General features: G+C 53.7%; 18 protein-coding genes. 4 read left to right on the plus strand and 14 right to left on the minus strand.

Annotated elements, in window-relative coordinates; all coding sequences use genetic code 11:
- Nucleotides 1-9: 9 nt before the first annotated feature.
- Nucleotides 10-558 carry a spore coat U domain-containing protein gene (locus SPG90_RS09245; RefSeq protein WP_045356795.1) on the minus strand — a complete coding sequence of 183 codons (549 nt, stop codon included), beginning with the start codon at nucleotides 556-558 and terminating at the stop codon, nucleotides 10-12.
- A 12-nt stretch (nucleotides 559-570) separates the two neighbouring features.
- Nucleotides 571-1,143, minus strand: a complete 573-nt coding sequence (locus SPG90_RS09250; protein ID WP_045404424.1) for a spore coat U domain-containing protein — start codon at nucleotides 1,141-1,143, stop codon at nucleotides 571-573.
- Nucleotides 1,144-1,572: 429 nt separating this feature from the next.
- Here SPG90_RS09250 and SPG90_RS09255 point away from each other — a divergent pair, with 429 nt between their 5' ends.
- Nucleotides 1,573-2,832: a dicarboxylate/amino acid:cation symporter gene (locus tag SPG90_RS09255; RefSeq protein WP_126303803.1), complete on the plus strand. Its 1,260-nt coding sequence runs from the start codon at nucleotides 1,573-1,575 to the stop codon at nucleotides 2,830-2,832.
- Nucleotides 2,833-2,935: 103 nt separating this feature from the next.
- Here the strand turns inward: SPG90_RS09255 and cheW are convergent, their stop codons facing one another.
- From cheW to flhD, 6 genes are all read right to left on the minus strand, one after another.
- On the minus strand, nucleotides 2,936-3,439 hold the full coding sequence (gene cheW / locus SPG90_RS09260) for a chemotaxis protein CheW (protein ID WP_023312262.1): 504 nt from the start codon (nucleotides 3,437-3,439) through the stop codon (nucleotides 2,936-2,938).
- A 19-nt stretch (nucleotides 3,440-3,458) separates the two neighbouring features.
- On the minus strand, nucleotides 3,459-5,495 hold the full coding sequence (gene cheA, locus SPG90_RS09265) for a chemotaxis protein CheA (RefSeq protein WP_322408089.1): 2,037 nt from the start codon (nucleotides 5,493-5,495) through the stop codon (nucleotides 3,459-3,461).
- Nucleotides 5,496-5,499: 4 nt separating this feature from the next.
- Nucleotides 5,500-6,429 carry a flagellar motor protein MotB gene (gene motB / locus SPG90_RS09270; RefSeq protein ID WP_008500418.1) on the minus strand — a complete coding sequence of 310 codons (930 nt, stop codon included), beginning with the start codon at nucleotides 6,427-6,429 and terminating at the stop codon, nucleotides 5,500-5,502.
- Nucleotides 6,426-7,313, minus strand: coding sequence for a flagellar motor stator protein MotA (gene motA / locus SPG90_RS09275; RefSeq protein ID WP_008500417.1), 888 nt, complete (start codon nucleotides 7,311-7,313; stop codon nucleotides 6,426-6,428). Before motA ends, motB begins: the two co-directional genes overlap by 4 nt.
- Before the next feature lie 123 nt (nucleotides 7,314-7,436).
- Entirely contained in the window at nucleotides 7,437-8,015 is a 579-nt protein-coding gene (gene flhC / locus SPG90_RS09280; RefSeq protein WP_013096051.1) for a flagellar transcriptional regulator FlhC, read from the minus strand.
- Nucleotides 8,016-8,017: 2 nt separating this feature from the next.
- A complete protein-coding gene (gene flhD / locus SPG90_RS09285; protein ID WP_008500415.1) occupies nucleotides 8,018-8,368 on the minus strand; it encodes a flagellar transcriptional regulator FlhD in 351 nt (116 codons plus the stop codon).
- A gap of 794 nt (nucleotides 8,369-9,162) precedes the next feature.
- Here flhD and uspC point away from each other — a divergent pair.
- The gene (uspC, locus tag SPG90_RS09290; RefSeq protein ID WP_023312265.1) at nucleotides 9,163-9,591 is read left to right on the plus strand and encodes a universal stress protein UspC; all 429 of its coding nucleotides are present in this window, start codon (nucleotides 9,163-9,165) and stop codon (nucleotides 9,589-9,591) included.
- Nucleotides 9,592-9,606: 15 nt separating this feature from the next.
- Here uspC and otsA read toward each other — a convergent pair whose 3' ends face one another.
- The 5 genes from otsA to araF form a co-directional block, all read right to left on the minus strand.
- Nucleotides 9,607-11,031, minus strand: coding sequence for an alpha,alpha-trehalose-phosphate synthase (otsA, locus tag SPG90_RS09295; RefSeq protein WP_029741334.1), 1,425 nt, complete (start codon nucleotides 11,029-11,031; stop codon nucleotides 9,607-9,609).
- The gene (gene otsB, locus SPG90_RS09300; protein WP_023312267.1) at nucleotides 11,006-11,809 is read right to left on the minus strand and encodes a trehalose-phosphatase; all 804 of its coding nucleotides are present in this window, start codon (nucleotides 11,807-11,809) and stop codon (nucleotides 11,006-11,008) included. Before otsB ends, otsA begins: the two co-directional genes overlap by 26 nt.
- 176 nt (nucleotides 11,810-11,985) lie before the next feature.
- Complete coding sequence (gene araH, locus SPG90_RS09305) at nucleotides 11,986-12,972, minus strand: L-arabinose ABC transporter permease AraH (protein WP_023312268.1); 987 nt, start codon at nucleotides 12,970-12,972, stop codon at nucleotides 11,986-11,988.
- A gap of 14 nt (nucleotides 12,973-12,986) precedes the next feature.
- The gene (gene araG / locus SPG90_RS09310; protein ID WP_047173093.1) at nucleotides 12,987-14,501 is read right to left on the minus strand and encodes an L-arabinose ABC transporter ATP-binding protein AraG; all 1,515 of its coding nucleotides are present in this window, start codon (nucleotides 14,499-14,501) and stop codon (nucleotides 12,987-12,989) included.
- Between the two features lie 71 nt (nucleotides 14,502-14,572).
- Nucleotides 14,573-15,562 carry an arabinose ABC transporter substrate-binding protein AraF gene (gene araF, locus SPG90_RS09315; protein ID WP_003859687.1) on the minus strand — a complete coding sequence of 330 codons (990 nt, stop codon included), beginning with the start codon at nucleotides 15,560-15,562 and terminating at the stop codon, nucleotides 14,573-14,575.
- Between the two features lie 787 nt (nucleotides 15,563-16,349).
- Between araF and SPG90_RS09320 the strand changes: the two genes are divergently transcribed.
- Both SPG90_RS09320 and SPG90_RS09325 read left to right on the plus strand, forming a co-directional pair.
- Complete coding sequence (locus SPG90_RS09320) at nucleotides 16,350-16,853, plus strand: non-heme ferritin-like protein (protein ID WP_023312270.1); 504 nt, start codon at nucleotides 16,350-16,352, stop codon at nucleotides 16,851-16,853.
- 475 nt (nucleotides 16,854-17,328) lie between these two features.
- Entirely contained in the window at nucleotides 17,329-18,672 is a 1,344-nt protein-coding gene (locus SPG90_RS09325; RefSeq protein ID WP_023312271.1) for an anaerobic C4-dicarboxylate transporter, read from the plus strand.
- Between the two features lie 42 nt (nucleotides 18,673-18,714).
- Here SPG90_RS09325 and SPG90_RS09330 read toward each other — a convergent pair whose 3' ends face one another.
- Nucleotides 18,715-18,966 (minus strand): DUF2766 family protein, encoded by a 252-nt coding sequence (locus SPG90_RS09330; protein WP_008500405.1) that lies wholly within the window; start codon nucleotides 18,964-18,966, stop codon nucleotides 18,715-18,717.
- Nucleotides 18,967-19,036 lie beyond the last annotated feature (70 nt).

The following is a 19,036-nucleotide window of genomic DNA, read 5'->3' on the forward strand; positions in this document are numbered from 1 at the left end:
CTCCCTTTATTACCATGACAAGGTCACGGTGAGCTGATCGGAATAGGTTCCCGCCGGGCTAAACCCGGTCAGTAGCGCCACGCCAAAAAGCGGCAGCGCGATGTTATTGCTGTTGGTATAGGTCACCGCTATCGCCTGGTTGACGCCAATTTCGCTGTTCGCGGCCAGCGAGCTGCTGCTGTAGAGCCGGTATGGCACCATATCGACGCCGTTCGCGCGCTTCATGCGACGAACGGATGAATAATTTTGACCGCCATTAATGCTCATGCTCAGCGCCACGCCTGGCGTACAGGCAATAGACAACGCCCCGTTTGGCACAAAGCTGGTGCTGACCGGCGCGCTCTCGACGCCGTTATGGCTGCCAAAATCCAGCGTACCGAGAAGCCCTCCGCTACCGGTGGCCACCGCGCATCCCGGGACAATCGTCGCGCTGACCTTAAAGGACTGGGATGTCACCGCATCCGCCGTGGGCATCATGAGCAATCCGACGATCATCGCGAAAAAAGGCTGCACGCGTCCCTCTGCGCATTTGCGCAGACCTGTGAGAGATGCCTTCATGGCGGTTCGGGACTAGTAGGTGACGCTGACGTTAATCGTGTCGGTGTAGGTCCCCGGGACGACCGTCACGCTGTTACCGCCGCCGGTAATCCGTCCGTACAGGGTGTAACTGTCCACCCCGCCTGCCGTGGACGCGATCGGCAGCGCGGCGTTATTGGCAATCACGGTGTTAAACCCGCTGTCGCTGTACAGGCTGTAGGCCACGCCCTGTGCCGCGTTGGCCGTATTCACCAGATAGCGTTCAGGCGTACCCGGCGAACCGACAACCGAGCCGGGCGCGGTGGAGTGGGTATTACCGGTGATCGCGACCGTATAGCTGGCGGTCGTACATTGAATAGTGAAGGTGTTTCCGCCGCTGGCGCCGCTCAGCTGCGTCGTAAGCGTGGAAAAGGTTGCCGGATGGGTACCAAAATCGAGCGTACCGAAGTTGATGCCACTTTGCGCGGGCGATCCGTTTATCAGACACCCGTTTGTCAGCGTCAGCGTCGCGCCTATAGTGCCGCTGCTGGTGACGGCAAGCGCCTGATGGGCCATTGTCGCAGTCAGTAAGGTGCCTGCGCCGATCAAAAGGAGTTTTCTTTTCATTTACCACCCTCCAGAAGACGTCTCCGTTCCCTTGCCACATTTTATTTTTGTCGTTCAAGATGTTAGCCCCGCTTAACGTTCCTCTGAGGGGGTTATTGAGAATTTAGTTTACGGATATCGCTTCGACCACCTGACCCTTAACGCATAAGGCATATGTCTTATTGACTCAATTTTCTTATAAATAACAGAAAGTTAAATTAATTCGGCGGGCAATTTTATTCTATCCGGGCAGAATATATCCATTAAAGTGTGACAGTGATCACAATATATCGTCGACTCATTAACAACAAAATTAATAAAACTTAAAAAGGAGTTGTATCCCCCTACACTTTGCGTCAATTTATGTGCCGAATAATTTCCCGCATCGTAATAAAAAATTTATATGTATTGATGCGGGCTACATCTGAAGCGCATAGAGGGTCTTTTTTCGTGGCAAGTGCAAACAAACTCACACTCTTCATCGTGATATTCATGCTGGCGGGTATTCTTTCAGGGGCAGCAATTCATGAGTATGCATCTGCGGATGCCATCAAAGCCTGGTCGGATAATATTACCCTTCTGACCGATATTTTCCTCCGTCTGATCAAAATGGTCATTGCACCTTTGGTCTTCAGCACGCTCACCGTCGGCATTATGAAGCTGGGCGAAACCTCCACCATTGGCCGCGTTGGCGGCAAAGCGATGGTGTGGTTTATCAGCTCATCCGTGCTCTCAATTCTGGTTGGCCTGTTCATCGTCACGCTGGAGCATCCGGGAAGCGGTCTGAACCTGACGGTTCCGACAGAAGCGGTAGATACCGGCCTGGCCGTTGGCGGCATGACGCTGAAAGCGTTCCTGTCGCACACCATTCCGACCAGTATCGCGGGGGCGATGTCGAACAATGAGATCCTGCAGATTGTGGTGTTCTCGATGTTCTTCGGCATCGGCGGCGCGTCGCTGGGGCAAAAATTCAACGCGCCGCTGGTGGCCGCGCTGGATGTGGTTTCCCATATCATGCTGAAGGTAACGGGTTACGTAATGTACGTTGCTCCGCTGGCCATTTTCGCGGCGATTTCATCCGTCATTGCCACGCAGGGTCTGGGCATTCTGCTGAACTACGCCTCCTTTATTGGCGGCTACTATGTTGCCATTCTTCTCACCTGCATGGTGCTGCTGGCCGTGGGCTACATGGTGCTGAAAAAAGAGGTGTTTCGCCTGGTCAGCATGCTGAAAGACCCGGTCCTGGTGGCGTTTACCACCAGCAGCTCTGAAGCCGCCTACCCGAAAACGCTGGAGCAGCTGGAGCGCTTTGGCTGCTCGCGCAACATCGCCTCTTTCGTTCTGCCGATTGGCTACTCCTTCAACCTTGTGGGTTCGATGGTGTACTGCTCTTTCGCCTCGATGTTTATCGCTCAGGCGTACAACATTCACCTGAGCTTCTCTGAAGTGACGGTGCTGATGCTGACTCTGATGCTGGCGTCGAAAGGGATTGCGGGCGTGCCTCGTTCATCCCTGGTAGTGCTGGCAGCAACCATTCCAAGCTTTAACATTCCGGTGGCGGGTATTCTGCTGCTGATGGGGATCGACCACTTCCTGGATATGGGCCGTTCCGCAATTAACGTGCTGGGGAATGGGATCGCGACCGCGATGCTGTCCCAGAATGAAGGCTCGCGGGAAGCTGAAGCTGAACTGGTAAAGCAGGAAGCGTAAGGTGAAAAAAAGGTGAGGCCTGATGCCCTCACCCCAGCCCTCTCCCACAGGGAGAGGGTGCAAACACAAAAAACGGCAACCTGGGTTGCCGTTTTGCATTTACCTACGCTACGTGACTCGCGGCGATATCCAGCAGCGCCATCTCATCGCTGTTCAGCAACTTCTCAATGTTCACCAGGATCAGCATACGCTCGCCGAGCGCGCCCAGGCCGGTCAGGTATTCGGTCGACAGCGTGACCGCAAACTCCGGCGCAGGACGAATTTGGTCAGAGGTCAGGGAAAGCACATCAGATACGCCGTCCACCACGATACCTACCACGCGCTGCCCCAGATTCAGAACGATCACCACGGTGTTGTCGTCGTAGTCAACGTCGCCCTGGCTGAACTTCACGCGCAGGTCCACGATTGGCACAATGACACCACGCAGGTTGGTGACACCTTTAATAAAAGCAGGCGTGTTAGCGATGCGGGTAACCTGGTCGTAACCACGGATTTCCTGCACTTTCAGGATATCGATGCCGTACTCCTCATCGCCTAAAGTGAATACCAGGAATTCCTGCCCTGATGGCTCGCCCGCCAGTTTCGTTACATTACTCATACCGGTCATGTTATTACCTTCTACTTAATCAGGCGGCTGTGTACGCCACACGTTGTTCACGATTTAAACCCTGAAGCGCCGACACATCGACGATCAGCGCCACGCTACCATCACCCAGAATGGTGGCGGCAGAAATACCCGGCACTTTGCGGTAGTTGCTTTCGAGGTTCTTCACTACCACCTGGTGCTGGCCAATCAGCTGATCGACCAGCAGCGCGTAGCGACGGCCCGCGCTTTGCAGGATCACAACGATGCCCTGCGTGGCCTCTGTCTTCGCCCCGTCCACTTCGAACACTTTCCACAGTTCCACCAGCGGCAGGTATTCACCGCGCACTTCGAGCACGCGCTCGCCGCCCGCCAGCGGATGCAGATCTTCTTCACGCGGCTGCAGGGATTCCATCACGGCGTTCAGCGGCAGGATAAAGACTTCGTCCGCCACTTTGACAGACATGCCGTCGAGGATCGCCAGCGTCAGCGGCAGCAGAATGCGAATGGTGGTGCCGGAACCCTGTTTAGACTGGATCTCAACGTGGCCGCCCATCTCCTGGATGTTACGTTTCACCACGTCCATGCCTACGCCGCGCCCGGACACGTCAGTCACCTGCTCTGCGGTAGAGAAGCCCGGCGCGAAGATGAGCATGCCCACTTCTTCGTCGGTCATGTTTTCATTGACCGCCATTCCCTGCGAAATCGCTTTTGCCAGGATGCGCTCGCGGTTAAGACCCGCGCCGTCGTCGGTCACTTCGATGCAGATGTTTCCGCCCTGGTGTTCAGCGGAGAGGATCAGGTTGCCGACCGGGGATTTACCGGCGGCAATGCGGTTTTCCGGCAGTTCGATACCGTGGTCGAGGCTGTTACGCACCAGGTGCGTTAACGGGTCGATAATGCGCTCGATCAGGCTCTTATCCAGTTCGGTTGAGCTGCCCATCAGGGTCAGTTCAATCTGTTTATTCAGCTTGCTGGCAAGGTCGCGGACCAGACGCGGGAAGCGGCTGAAGACATATTCCATCGGCATCATACGGATGGACATGACCGATTCCTGCAGGTCGCGGGCGTTACGCTGCAGCTGGCCCATGCTGGTGATCAGATCGCCGTGCGTGACCGGGTCCAGTTCGTTAGAACGCTGGGCCAGCATCGACTGGGTGATGACCAGTTCACCCACCAGGTTAATCAGCTGGTCGACCTTCTCAACGGCAACGCGGATACTGGTTGACTCGCTGGAGCGCGCGGCAGGCTTTTCACCACGGCCAGGTGCCGCGGCCTCTTTTGGCACGGCCTTCAGCGCCGGAGCCGCAGGAGCCACAGCCGGTGCGGCGGCCTGAGCGACAGAGGCCACCTCTTCCGCAGCGGCAGGGACTTCAACCGCAGCCGTTTCGGTTTCGAAGGCGATCTGGTCAGCTTCGATCACAAAGCACAGTACCGCCACGATATCGTCCTGGCCAATACCGTCATCAAGCGTCGCGGCAAGGCTGTCTTTGCCTTTTACCACGTTGCTTAATTTCGCCAGGTTACCCAGCTCTTCTTCCAGTAGGTTAACTTCACTCTCTTTAAGGCGAGACAGCACAACGCGCAGTTTGCCCGCTTGTGCAGCGGCTGGCGCGGCCTCGGCGGCAGCAACCGCATCGACAACGCTCAGTTTCGCCGCAGGGACAACGGCTGCTGCGACCTCACCTTTTGCTTCCAGGGCGAGCTGGCGCAGCGCGTTACAGATGTATTCAAAGCTGGCGGCATCAGGCTCTGCCGAACTTTTATAGGCGTCGAGCTGTTCCTGCATAATATCTTTGGTTTCCAAAAACAGGTTGATAATGTCGGTATTGAGCTGCATCTCACCGCGTCGTGCTTCATCAAGCAGGTTTTCCATTAAATGGGTCGTTTCCTGCAGGATGGTAAATCCAAAGGTTCCGGCTCCGCCTTTAATAGAGTGCGCCGCACGGAAGATGGCATTGAGCTGCTCGGAGTCCGGTGCTTCGGGCACCAAATCGAGCAAGTGTTGCTCCATATCGGCCAACAATTCGTCGGCTTCATCAAAGAATGTCTGGTAAAAATCGCTAATATCCATGCTCACGCTATCACCTCGGATTGGCTGGTGGCGATGTTGGAACGGCAGCCGAAGGAACGGCCCCAGGCTGTTTTAAATCGTCCAGTGACTCATTCTGACTTTCGGCGTTTTCATGCAGGATGGCCTGCTCCGCCTGCTGGTTCAGCACTAAAAGACTGATACGACGGTTGATGGCATCATCCGGCCCGCGGTCGGAAACGCGCATGGTTGCGGCCATGCCGACTACGCGCAGTACCTTGCCATCATCAAGCCCACCTGCCACCAGCTCGCGACGCGAGGCGTTGGCACGATCGGCAGAAAGCTCCCAGTTGCTGTATCCCTTCTCCCCACTGGCGTACGGGAAATCATCCGTGTGTCCTGACAGGCTGATTCGGTTAGGAATGCCGTTCAGCACCGGTGCAATGGCACGCAGAATGTCGCGCATGTACGGTTCGACTTCCGCACTCCCGGTTTTAAACATTGGGCGGTTCTGGCTGTCGATAATCTGAATACGCAGCCCTTCCTGCACCAGGTCGATCTTCAGATGCGGGCGCAGCGCGCGCAGCTTCGGATCCGCCTCAATCAGCTGATCGAGATCGCCACGCAGTTTCTTCAGACGCGCCTGCTCCATCTTTCTTTTCAGCTCGTCGATGTTCGGCTCTTTTTTCACCTCACCCTTCTGCTGGGTGTAATCATCGCCGCCGCCCGGGATCGGGCTTTCGCTGTTAGAGATACGCGGCCCGCCGGCCACCGCCGTTGCCAGCGGCGTACGGAAATATTCGGCAATCTGGATCAGTTCTTTTGGGCTGGAGATGGAGATCAGCCACATCACCAGAAAGAACGCCATCATTGCGGTCATAAAGTCGGCGTACGCAATTTTCCACGAGCCGTGCGCGCCATGCCCGCCGCCCTTGTGCTTGCGTTTTTTTACGATGACGATCGGATGGGACTGGTTTTTCATGCGTCCTCAGTTGTCGTCTGTTGGTTTGGGTTTTTCACCGCACGCACGTGTTCTTCAAGCTCGATAAACGACGGACGCTCGCTGGAGTAAAGCGTTTTACGGCCAAACTCAACCGCGATCGGTGGCGCGTAACCGTTGAGGTTAGAGAGCAGCGTGATCTTCACGCACTGCATCATTTTGGTGGTTTCCGCGCTCTTCTGGCGCAGAACGCTCGCCAGCGGCGAAATGAAGCCGTACGCCAGCAAAATACCGAGGAAAGTTCCCACCATCGCGTGGGCAATCAGCGCGCCCAGCTCGGCTGCCGGACGGTCTGCCGAGGCCAGGGCGTGAACCACGCCCATTACCGCGGCAACGATACCGAATGCCGGAAGCGAGTCGCCGACCAGCGCCAGGCTGTTGGCCGGCACTTCAGATTCGCTTTCGTGGGTTTCAATCTCTTCGTCCATCAGCGCTTCGATTTCGAAGGTATTCATGTTGCCGCTGATGATGAGTCGCAGATAGTCGACGATGAAATCCAGCATCATGGCGTCAGCAAGAATTCGCGGATAGCTGGCAAAAATTTCGCTTTCTTTCGGGTTTTCAATATCCCGTTCAAGCGAGAACATGCCCTGCTGACGCGACTTCGCCATCAGGCGATAGAGCAATGCCAGCAGATCCATATACATACTTTTGGTGTATTTCGAGCGACGGAACAGCAACGGAATCGCTTTCAGCGTGCCCTTGATCGATTTACCGTTGTTACCAACGATAAAAGCCCCTACCCCTGCGCCGCCGATGATAATAAGTTCAGCCGGTTGATAGAGTGCTCCAAGGTGCCCGCCGGTCATCATGTAACCGCCGAAAACTGTACCGAGAACTACCAGGTAACCTAATAAGATAAGCACGACATCATCCTTCCGCTAGTGACTATGGCAAGGACGTCCAGCTCGCAGCGTTTACCGTTTGCGGGGTAAAAAAAAGCAGCGGTAATTGCTTACCGCTGCTGGAATCTTTCCCACACGTTCGGGTTAAACAGCTTGTTCGATCTGTTCATCCAGCAGTTGTGGAATAATATCGGCAGCATCCCGGGAAAGTTTACGTCTTTTTACTGCGCGGGATGGAGGCTGACATAAACTACAGGCGAAGCTGCCTGCAGGCTGATGAGCATGGGTAATAAAATTGCCGTCGCAGCAGTTGCAGCGCGACAGTTCAAGCATTCCGCTCTCAACAAAACGCACCAGCGTCCATGCGCGGGTCAGCGCCAGCAGAGGGCCTTCTTCCTGCTGTGGGCATTGTTCAAGGTAAAGTTTGTACGCTTTGATCACGGCGTCAACGCCGCTGCACAAACCGGTTTTGAGAAGATACTGCCAGGCATTACAGAACATGGAAGCATGAATATTCTGCTCCCACGTCATAAACCAGTCGGTAGAAAACGGCAGCATGCCTTTCGGCGGGGGACTACCACGTAACTCTTTGTACAGCTTGATGAGACGACCACGGCTCAGCTGAGTCTCGCTTTCCAGCATTTGTAAACGAGCACCCAGCGTAATCAGCTCCATGGCCAACTGTATGTCACGCGCTTCCTGAACAATGCTTTTCTCGCTCATTGCTAGGCCCTTTTCTTACGGGCTACGTCATCAGGCTGGCTGATTTCGTTAAGCAAGCGAGTGGAAAGAAGAATGCCGGTATGGATCTGCTGAAGATCGTCCACACGGGATTCCTGCGTCAGACGCGTTATTGTCTGCGAATCATCGAAACGGAACTGGCAAACCAGTTGATTCGTTTCAGCCAGTTTAACCATCTGCGGGAGGGTTAAGCCGCCCAGCATGGTTGCCATTTCTTCGTTAATACCCAGACGAAACATCGCGGACGCCTTGTCCTGACTAATCAAACGCTGCGCGAGCAGTAAATACGACAAATTGATGTCATAGATATGTTTTAGCAACTCGGATGTATGCATTGTTCCCATCCCGAATAACCAACTATTATTTTTATGCGGAAAGACCGCACCCCGTGATGTCGCCGGGAAATCACCCGGTATAAAAAAGAAAAGGCTAAATGCATAGTTGAATTTAGGTTTGTATTCACTGAAACCGTAAGAGAGAAACCGCGAATGCGTCTCTTACATGATTTATCATTTCTTACAAATAACTAAGATTTTTCCTAATTCGACGCAAACTCTACTCGTCAGTTTTGACACATACAATCCAGCCACCCTCAAATTTAAAAAAAATGTGATCCACGTCACACAATTTAAGTGAATATGACCAATAAATCCATCAGTATGACTTGTAATTTGTTCAATATTTAGACAATCAGTACTGTTTTGTATTCTTAATTGACGAATACTCATGCAGAAGGGTGATCCGAACTGGCATGCAACGTGCTTTTCCTGCCGTAAGCGCCGCGCGGAAACATTTACATCAGGCCCCTCTCCTAGAAACATTTTTCTTACCGTGAAAAAACATATAGTTATGCAGCTAGTACAAAAAAGTTGTTTCAGGACGTGATCATTCGAAATGAGTTTGTAACGCATCAAAACGATTTAACAGTCAAAGCGTGGATTTGTGTGATTTACGTTAAGTTGTTAATTTTTTTCATTTAGGCGCATTTTTCAGTTATTCTTCTTATAAGAATAATTAATGAATAATTATGATAAGCTTCACACTAATGTCGTAATCTGCTCTTGCAGAACCGGAGATTTCGCGGTAAAGGTGGTTAAACGCTGTCTTTCAGACATCCAAGGAGTGCGCCATGAGTTACTCCCATCTTCTTGTTTCCGTTGCAGTTTCCCCCGAAAGCCATCAGCTCGTCGCCCGGGCAGTTTCCATTGCCAGACCCCACAATGCCCGCATCAGCCTCATCACGCTCGCTGCCGAGCCGGAGATGTATAATCAGCTGGCCGCCCCCATGCTGGAGGATATTCGCGAGGTTCTGCAGGAAGAAACGCAGCAATTTCTGCGCGAATTAGTGGAAAAGGCACAATATCCTGTTTATGAGACCGTTATTGCGACCGGGGAACTTAACGCCCATATTCTCGATATGTGTCGTAAACAAAATATTGATTTAGTGATTTGCGGGAACCATAACCACAGCTTTTTATCGCGGGCAGCCTGCGCGGCGAAATCTATTGTCGCGTCGAGCCAGGTCGATGTGCTATTAGTGCCGCTTGGGGGGCATTAACCCCCCAGCAGTAAATCAGGCGAGTTTAGGGAAGGTCGCGATCTTTTTTTGCAGATCGCCTTCATGACTTTGCGGAGCGATATCCCGGAGATCCTGAATAAAACGCGCCTGCCAGTGGTTAATATCGTTCTTCCGGATTGTTTCCATCATGTCAGCATGGCGGGAAATACGTTCCGTGAGCGGCATTGTCAGGGCGCGATTCAGCGCATTAGCCACGTCATCCCTGTCGTAAGGGTTAACGATGAGCGCCGACGTGAGCTCATTTGCGGCCCCGGCAAACTGGGAAAGCACCAGAACACCCGGGTCGGCAGGATCCTGGGCCGCCACATACTCTTTCGCCACCAGGTTCATCCCGTCGCGCAGCGGCGTGACTAGCCCAACGTCCGCATAGCGGAAGACCTTCATCAGGATCTTACGGTCAAAGTGTTGATTCAGGTAAAACAGCGGCGTCCAGCCCAGCTGGCCGTAGCGGCCATTAATGCGCCCTGCTTCTGTCTCCAGCTGATGGCGAATATCCTGATAGGCCTGAACCTCACCGCGCGACGTCGGCGCGATCTGGGTATAGCGGATTTTCCCGTGATGCTGCGGGTATTTATCCAGCAGCGTTTCATACGCCAGGAAGCGTTCCGGCAGCCCTTTGGAATAATCAAGACGCTCAACCGAGAAGATATTTTTCACGTGCTTGAGTTCATTCTTAAGCTGCGCCAGCTTCGGCGGCAGCGGGCCGGAAGCCTGCTCCGCGATTTCGTCAGGTTCAATCCCTATTGGATAGACCTCGGTGTGGAAGGTTTTCCCCCACGCCGTATGGGTTTTCCCGCCTTTGGTCACCAGACGCGCTTTGCCAGACACGGAGTCAAGGAACGCGAGGCGGTCATTTTCGGTCTGGAACCCAAGCAAATCGTAATCACACAGCGCCTCCAGCAGCTCTTCATGCGGCGGCAGCGCGGTAAAAATCTCCGGCGTCGGGAACGGGATGTGCAGGAAGAAGCCAATGCGGTTATTTACCCCCCTCTTTCGCAGCTCGCGCGCGAAGGGCAACAGGTGATAATCGTGGATCCATAAAATATCGTCTTCTTCGATTAATGGCAGCAGTTTATCCGCCAGCAGCGCATTCACGCGCGAGTAGCCTTCGAAGGATTCACGCTGGAATTTGACCAGGTCAAGACGATAGTGAAACGCAGGCCACAGGACGGCATTTGAGAACTGCGAGTAATACTCGTCATAGTCTTTCTCTTTCAATGCAAATGAAGCCCACGTAATGTTTCCTCGCGTCACCTTTTTGAGCGGTTTCTCTTCTTCACTGATTTCTCCACTCCAGCCAAACCACAGCCCGCCAGCGGCTTTTAAGGCACCTAACACCCCTACCGCCAGGCCACCTGCACTGGCTTTTTTATCGTCAGGCGGTGCGATTCGGTTAGAGACGACGACTAAGCGACCCATAATGGTTTCCCCCTTTGCTTTGCGCTATTTGTTGTTGTTGCTGGTTAGCGATGTCAGATATCCACTGCCAGACGCTGGCGACATCCGCCAGTCGCCATTCGGCAACGGTGTCACCAGGCCCCACCTTGACGGCGATCCCTTCGGCCTGATTCACCACGCGAAACCCGGCCTCGTCGGTCAGGTCATCGCCAATAAATACCGGTGTACGTCCCTTAAATGGCGGTTCCGCCATAAACGCCGCAATAGCAGCACCTTTATTAATCCCCTCAGGTTTTATCTCAACGACGCACTTCCCCGGCTGCAGCGCGAGCTGCGGGTGTGCATCGGCCACGCTGCGAGCAATCGCAAAGACCGCCGCCTCGTGATGCGGTGCCTGCCGATAGTGCAAAGCGAAAGCCATGCCCTTCTCTTCCAGTTCAGTGCCCGGAAGCGACTCAAGCGCCGAGGAGAGTTGAGTGTGTAACGCCTTAATTAAGGTCTCAGGAAGTGATACAACGTGCAGTTGATCATGGATATCGCGGCGCTCCGCTCCGTGTACACCGGCTAGCGGAAAGTGGTAAGGACTGGCGAGCACGTCCAGCTCGGCCATTGAGCGCCCTGAAATCAATGCCAATGCGCCCTCGTTCAGTCTTGAGAGCTGCTGCAAATTCTCTAGCACCGTATCCGGGACGACCACGTCGTCAGGATGCGGCTGGATCCCGGCGAGCGTCCCGTCGAGGTCAAAAAAGAAAGCATATTTTCCGGGCAGTACAGGCGGTGCGGTTAACAAGTCAGCCACCCTTTTCCTCCTTACGGTTTACGAGAGGTAAACGCCTTTACCTCTTTCATAGTCATGTAAGTATAGACAGTGTGACGTGGCTCGCCATTTGACAACCGCCCCGCCAGTATTACTGGCGAGGCGGTTAAGGGGTCAACTATGGTTATAAGTTGAGCAATAAAAGGTGGGGAAAAGGACTAAACGGTACGCTTCGCTTTTTGCTTGTAACGGTCGAAAATCACCGCTGCCAGCAGGATCAGGCCACGCACGACGTACTGCGAGAACGGCGAAATATTCAGCAGGTTCATGGCGTTCTCTACCGTGCCTAAAATCAGGATACCGGCCACCACATATGAGATTTTTCCGATGCCGCCCTTGAGGGAAACGCCCCCTAAAACGCAGGCCGAAATCACGATCAGCTCGTAACCAATAGAGGTCATCGGCTGGCCGCTGGTCATGCGCGACGCAAGAATAATTCCCGCAGCGGCAGAAACCAGCCCTGAGAGCACAAAGATAATAATCTTGGTTCGCACTACCGGCACCCCGGCCAGACGAGCGGCCTCTTCGTTACCGCCAATCGCCAGCGTATTGCGGCCAAAGGTGGTCCGGTTGAGCAGGAAGCCGAACAGGATCAGGCAGGCCACGGTCAGCCAGATTGGCGCAGGCAGACCCAGCCAGTTGGCGTAACCCAGGGTAAAGAAGCGCTCGTCTTCAATCCCCACAGCTTTACCGTCGGAGATAATATAGGCCAGCCCGCGGACAATTTGCATTGTCGCAAGCGTGGTGATCAGGGCGTTAATCTTCAGGCGTGCGATAACAAACCCGTTCACCAGACCGCTGATGACGCCGAGTAGCAGACCGGCCAGAACGCCAATCCACAGGCTCTCCGTCATGTTGATCACCACTGCCGTCGTGACGCCCGCACAGGCAATCACCGACGCTACTGACAGGTCAAAATCGCCGGAGGCCAGACAGAACAGCATCCCGCAGGCCACCATCCCGGACATGGAAATGGCCAGCCCCAGCCCCTTCATATTAATGAAGGTGGCAAAGTTAGGAACAAAGATCGCGCAGGCGAGGAACAGCGCGGCAAAGACCACAAGCATGCCGTACTGATCCCAGATACGTCCAAAACTCAGCGCCGACTTCGACTTAGGCGCTCCGGATGTAGTAACAGAGGACATCATTAACTCCTTACTCAGGCGACAGCCTGGCTGACTTTAGGCATGGCGAGGTTCAACGCCTGTTGTTCATTCGCCTGTTCATGAAGTAATTCACCGGCAATTTCGCCTTCACGCATCACCACAATGCGGTCGGCCACGCCAAGCACCTCCGGCAGATCGCTGGAGGCGAAGAGCACCGCCACGCCGCGTTTTGCCAGCTCATAGATCACGTTATAAATCTCGTGTTTTGCCCCCACATCGATACCGCGCGTCGGCTCATCCAGCAAAATGACCTTCATATCTTCGGACAGCCAGCGGCCTAAAATCGCCTTCTGCTGGTTTCCGCCTGACAGATTCATGATCAGCTGTTCCGGACCCGGCGTTTTAATATTCAGCGAGCGAATATGGTGGTCGGCATTGCTCGACTCCCAGCCATCGTTTATCAGGCAGCCTGCGCGAATAAACTTGCGGCGGGCGGAAATATTGATGTTGTCGCGTACCGAATGCACCGGAATAATCCCCTCGGCTTTACGGTCTTCCGGGCAGAGCATCATGCCCGCCCCGATCGCGTGGGCCGGTTTCTGGATATCGACCCGTTCACCGTCAATAGAAACCTGCCCTTCGGTAATACGGGTTCCACCGAACAGGCCTTTCATTAATTCACTGCGCCCCGCCCCCACCAGACCAAACAGGCCGACAATTTCGCCGCTGCGAACGGATAACGAAATAGGCGTGCGCACGCCCGGCGCTTTGACGCTGTCCAGGCGCAGGCGTTCAGGGCCATACTGACGCGGCTGCCAGTGATAAATATCACCCAGCTCGCGTCCGACCATCGCCTGAACAAGCTGGTCATGGTTAACCTGCTGCATGTCGGTAAAGGTGCGCACATAGCGCCCATCTTTAAAGACGGTGATGGCGTCGCTCAGGGCAAATATCTCTTCCATGCGGTGCGAGACATACAAAATCGTACGGCCTTCCTGACGCAATTCGCGGATCACGCGGAACAGATTTTCTATTTCACGCGCAGAGAGCGAACTGGTGGGCTCATCGAAGGCGATAATTCTGGCGTTACGCGCCAGCGCCTTGGCAATTTCAACCATCTGCCACTGGCCGATGGAGAGATATTTCAGCGGCGTCTGGGGATCGACGTCCAGACCCAGGTGTTTAAGCTGCAGCCCCGCTTCATAATTAAGTAGCGAACGATTTACCACGCCGCCTTTGTGCGGGAGCTGTCCTAAATAGATGTTTTCCGCCACGGTCATCTCAGGAATGAGGTGCAGCTCCTGATAGATGATCGCAACCCCGGCATTGAGCGCCGCCGTGGTATCGGCAAACGCCACCTCTTCGCCGCGAATGGCCAGCGTGCCGGTCGTAGGTGCATAGTTGCCGCTGAGGATCTTCAACAGCGTGGATTTCCCCGCGCCGTTTTCCCCCATCAGGGCGTGAACCTGGCCGGCATAGCAGTCGAAGCTGATATCGGTCAGCGCGTTCACACCGGGGAAAGTTTTCCCGATGCCGCGAAAAGAGAGATACGGATCAGACTGTCGCATAACGTCTCCGTGATTCCTGTAGTGTGTACGTCTGGCCCCTCACGAAGCATGAGGGGCACAATCACCGCGTATTACTTACCGCCCAGCCCTTTTTTCGCCAGCTCCTCTTTGAAGTTGTCGCGGGTAATCAGCACCACGTCGGTCACTTCGGTAAATTTCGGCGGTTCGGCCCCTTTGGTTACCCAGTTGTAGAGCATCTCACTGGATTTGTAGCCGTGAACGTCCGGGCTCGGCAGCAGAGAACCGTAGAAGCCAGTAGCCTGCGCTTTGGACAGCTCGCTGACGGCGTCAACGCCGTTGATGCCAATCCCGATCACGTCAGGCGCTTTGAAGCCCTGGCCTTCCGTCGCGCGTACCCCGCCCAGCACGGTGTTGTCGTTCATGCCGACCACCAGCCAGTGTTTGACCTCCGGATGCTGGACCAGCATAGAGTTCGCGGCGTCGAAAGCGCCCGGGATATCGTTGGATTTGGTTGGGACTTTATAGATCTGTTTTTCCGGGAAGCCGGCCGCTTTCAGCGCATCCATTGAACCGGTAGTACGACGACGGGCGGTGTCCAGCTCGTCAGCCGTGATAGCCATTACCGCGGTCTCTTTGACATCCCAGCCGCGCTTTTGCATCTCTTTATAGAGTTCCTGGCCCTGGCGTTCGCCGATTTTGGTCGCCGCCATCATGACCAGCGGGACGGTGTCCATCGGCTTGCCTTTGGCGTTAACGAACTGATCGTCAACCGCGATGACCTTCATATCGTAACCGCGCGCTTTCGCCGCGATTGCCGACCCCAGCTTTGGATCCGGGGTACAGATAACGAAACCTTTTGCACCGCTGGCCGCCAGGCTGTCGATGGCGTTCAGGGTTTTTTCGCCGTCAGGCACGGCGATTTTAATGACTTCAAAACCTAAATCTTTCCCGGCTTTATCTGCGAATTTCCACTCAGTCTGGAACCAGGGCTCTTCGGGCTGTTTTACCAAAAAACCGAGTTTTAAATTCTCAGCGATAGCGGATTGTGACATAACGGCAGCCAGACCGATGGCCGCCAGCGCTTTAGTAAATTTGTGCATGGTAAACTCCAGCTTTAGCATTCTTTTCTGTAGGGAATAAGTGCGTGCTTCTTATTTAATCGGACTTAAAACAAGGCATTAGCGCTTACCTCGTCATAAGCGTTATTGCTGGTGATAGTTTTAGCGGGAAATTAATCATCCATAAGAGAGCCCCATCACACCGCAGAATTACAGTAATTGCGTACATAAATTCAGCGAAAAATGACATAATAAAGGCGGGATTTGTCAGACAAATAGAAAGGGGTTAAGCAGAATTATCCATAAGATTAGCCAAGATATCCCTGATGCCTCTCAGCGGGCAAAACGCAGCTGGCGTTAAAGGGGTTCAACATGTTTTTCATCAAGAATGTACAACGCACCTGTAAAAACGTTATTTCGCAGAAATTGATTTAGCGCAATTTTATTGGCACATCATATATTCGAAACGATTAAACCGTATTTCTCTTTTTCTCGGAGTAATATTCCAATTTAATATTCCCGAAAGAGTAACAGTGTGCCTTAATGGTAAAAACCCTTAATTATTAGCTTATTAAGTCACATTCAATTCATGGCGAGCTAATTGTATTTATGTACTATATTAAACTTTGTAATGTATGGTAAATACAGCCTGATTAAGAGTTTTCTTAGACTCAAGACAAGGGTATGCTTATTTATATCGAACACAGGAAGTGAATTTCGGTCGACTTCGGTCACGGCAGAATGTCTATTTCTGCTCTTTTCTTCGTATTTGCCTGGCGCTCAGGTTAAGCAACGGACATCACGTCCCACAGTCAATAAGGATATGAGTATGGCTACCCAAACGATGATGCAAAAACTTAACGCGCAGATGAACCTTGAGTTCTACGCCTCGAACCTGCACCTTCACTTAAGTGCGTGGTGTGCCGAGAATAGTCTTACGGGGTCTGCTACATTCTTTCGCTCGCAGGCGCAAAGTAACGTCACCCATATGATGCGTGTCTTCAATTTTCTGAAAGCCGCAGGGGCAAATCCTGTCGTTAAAGCCCTTGATGGGATCAACGAAAACTACTCCTGCCTGGAAGAACTGTTTCAGAAAACGCTTGAAGAGTATGAGCAACGCTGCAGCACGCTCAGCAAACTGGCCGATGAAGCCAAAGCGCAGCAGGACATTACGACGCTCAAATTCTTACGTGATATGGACAAAGAACAGCAGCAGGATGGCATGCTGCTGAAGACGCTGGCGGATGAGATCCATAATGCGCAGCAGGCGGGTTTATGTCCTGAGCAAACCGACCGTCATCTGCTCGACATTGTGGCGGTACAGCACCACTGAGTTTTTTAATCTGCTCCAACCGGGCTGAGGGTTTCCCAGAAATTTATTAAACTGAAGCGATGAGTTTTGTATCAGGCAAGTGAATAACTGACAGTGATGTCCTGGTCCGGCTGTAAATCGCCGAAGCGGCGATTTACAGCCGGGAGCCCGGGTCGCCAGGGCGGCGGCGATTGAGCCGCCCTGGCACGTTCACCGGTCATGTCGTTAAAGAGTAGCAAGGAACATGAAGTGAACGGAATGACCACCACAGCCGTATGTTCCCCCTCACCCCAGCCCTCTCCCTCAAGGGAGAGGGAGTCGTCCGTGCAGGTATTGTTTTGTGGGGATCCCTCCTCCCACCTGAGGCAGGATTACTTTTCCCATCTCCAACCTTCTGCTTTTGCTGAAATTTAACAAATCAGATCTGGCTCCCAATGATTAACCACACAACGTGTGATGATTTATTTAGTTACATAATCATTGACGAGGGAGCATCATGATCACCATTGAGTTTGTTGTCATTCTCCTCTGCCTGCTGACGGGTACGCGTTTCGGCGGTATGGGGCTGGGGTTAATCAGCGGCATTGGTCTTTTTATTTTATGTTTTGTCTTTGGTCTGCAACCGGGTAAACCGCCGGTTGACGTTATGCTGACCATCCTTGCGGTGATAGGTTGTGCGGCTACGCTGCAGACTGCGGGCGGCCTCAACGTCATGATGCAGTTTGCTGAACGCCTGCTGCGCAAACACCCGCAGCACATCACCCTGCTCGCCCCTTTCACCACCTGGATGCTGACCTTTCTGTGCGGCACCGGGCATGTGGTCTACACCATGTTCCCCATCATTGCGGATATCGCCCTGAAAAAAGGGATCCGCCCGGAGCGCCCCATGGCCGTGGCGTCGGTGGCATCACAGATGGCGATTACGGCATCCCCCGTTTCCGTTGCCGTTGTGTCGCTGGTGTCCATCCTGGCGGCCCAGCATGGGATCGGCCACGCGTGGGGGATCCTGGAAATTCTCGCCGTGTCGGTTCCCGCTTCGCTTTTCGGCGTAGCCATTGCGGCCCTGTGGAGCTTACGCCGTGGGAAAGATCTGGCTGACGACATAGAGTTTCAGGAAAAGCTGAAAGATCCTAAGCAGCGCGAGTTTATCTACGGCGGTACGGAGACGTTAATGAATCAGCGTTTCCCTAAACAGGCCTACTGGTCCACGTGGATTTTCTTTGCCGGTATTGCCGTGGTCGTTTTGCTGGGGGCATTCCCGGAACTGCGCCCCGCCTTTGAAGTGAAAGGCAAAATGACGGCGCTGTCGATGAACCTTGTCATTCAGATGATGATGCTAATTGCGGGCGCCGTGATGCTGATGGCCTGTAAGGTTAATGCGTCGGCGATTTCCAACGGCGCGGTGTTCAAGGCCGGTATGGTCGCGATCTTCTCGGTGTTCGGCGTGGCGTGGATGAGCGATACCTTTTTCCAGGCGCATCTCGACGAGTTAAAGCTGGCGCTGGAAGGCGTGGTGAAGAGCCACCCGTGGACGTATGCCATTGTGCTGTTTCTGGTGTCAAAACTGGTGAACAGCCAGGCGGCTGCGCTGACGGCCGTTGCGCCAATGGGCCTCATGCTGGGCATCGACCCGAAAATGCTGATCGCCTTTTTCCCGGCGTCCTACGGCTATTTTGTCCTGCCGACCTATCCCAGTGATTTGGCCTGCATCGGCTTTGACCGTTCAGGCACCACCCGCATCGGTAAATTTATCATCAACCACAGCTTTATTCTGCCTGGGCTGATTGGAGTAAGCTGCGCGTGCGCGGCGAGCTACCTGCTGGTCCAGACGTTCTTTTAACAGCATCAAAGGGCGACACGTGCCGTCGCCCCTTTCCCTGCTTTAGTGGGACTCACCCTGCGGCGTGAATCGCAGCTCAATCAGCGCGATGGCTTTCTGGATCGCACGAAGCGTAACCGGGTCAGCGGCAGCAGGATGGCTGGCGAAATCGATATTTTTCAGCTGCGTAGACATCTTCTCGCGCACTTCAACCGGCGCAATCACGTCCAGAACATCAAGGATTTGTTTGATAACCAGCTGACAGGCAACAACGTCAGAGACCAGTTCCTGATCGGCGCTCAGGTTTTGTGACATGGGTTTTCTCCTTATTTAAAGGCCGCCATAGTAGCAAAACACGCCCCCTGACATCTTCCCTTCATCGCCT

Source organism: Enterobacter sp. D2 (assembly GCF_034427575.1).
GTDB classification, from domain to species: Bacteria; Pseudomonadota; Gammaproteobacteria; order Enterobacterales; family Enterobacteriaceae; genus Enterobacter; species Enterobacter cloacae_M.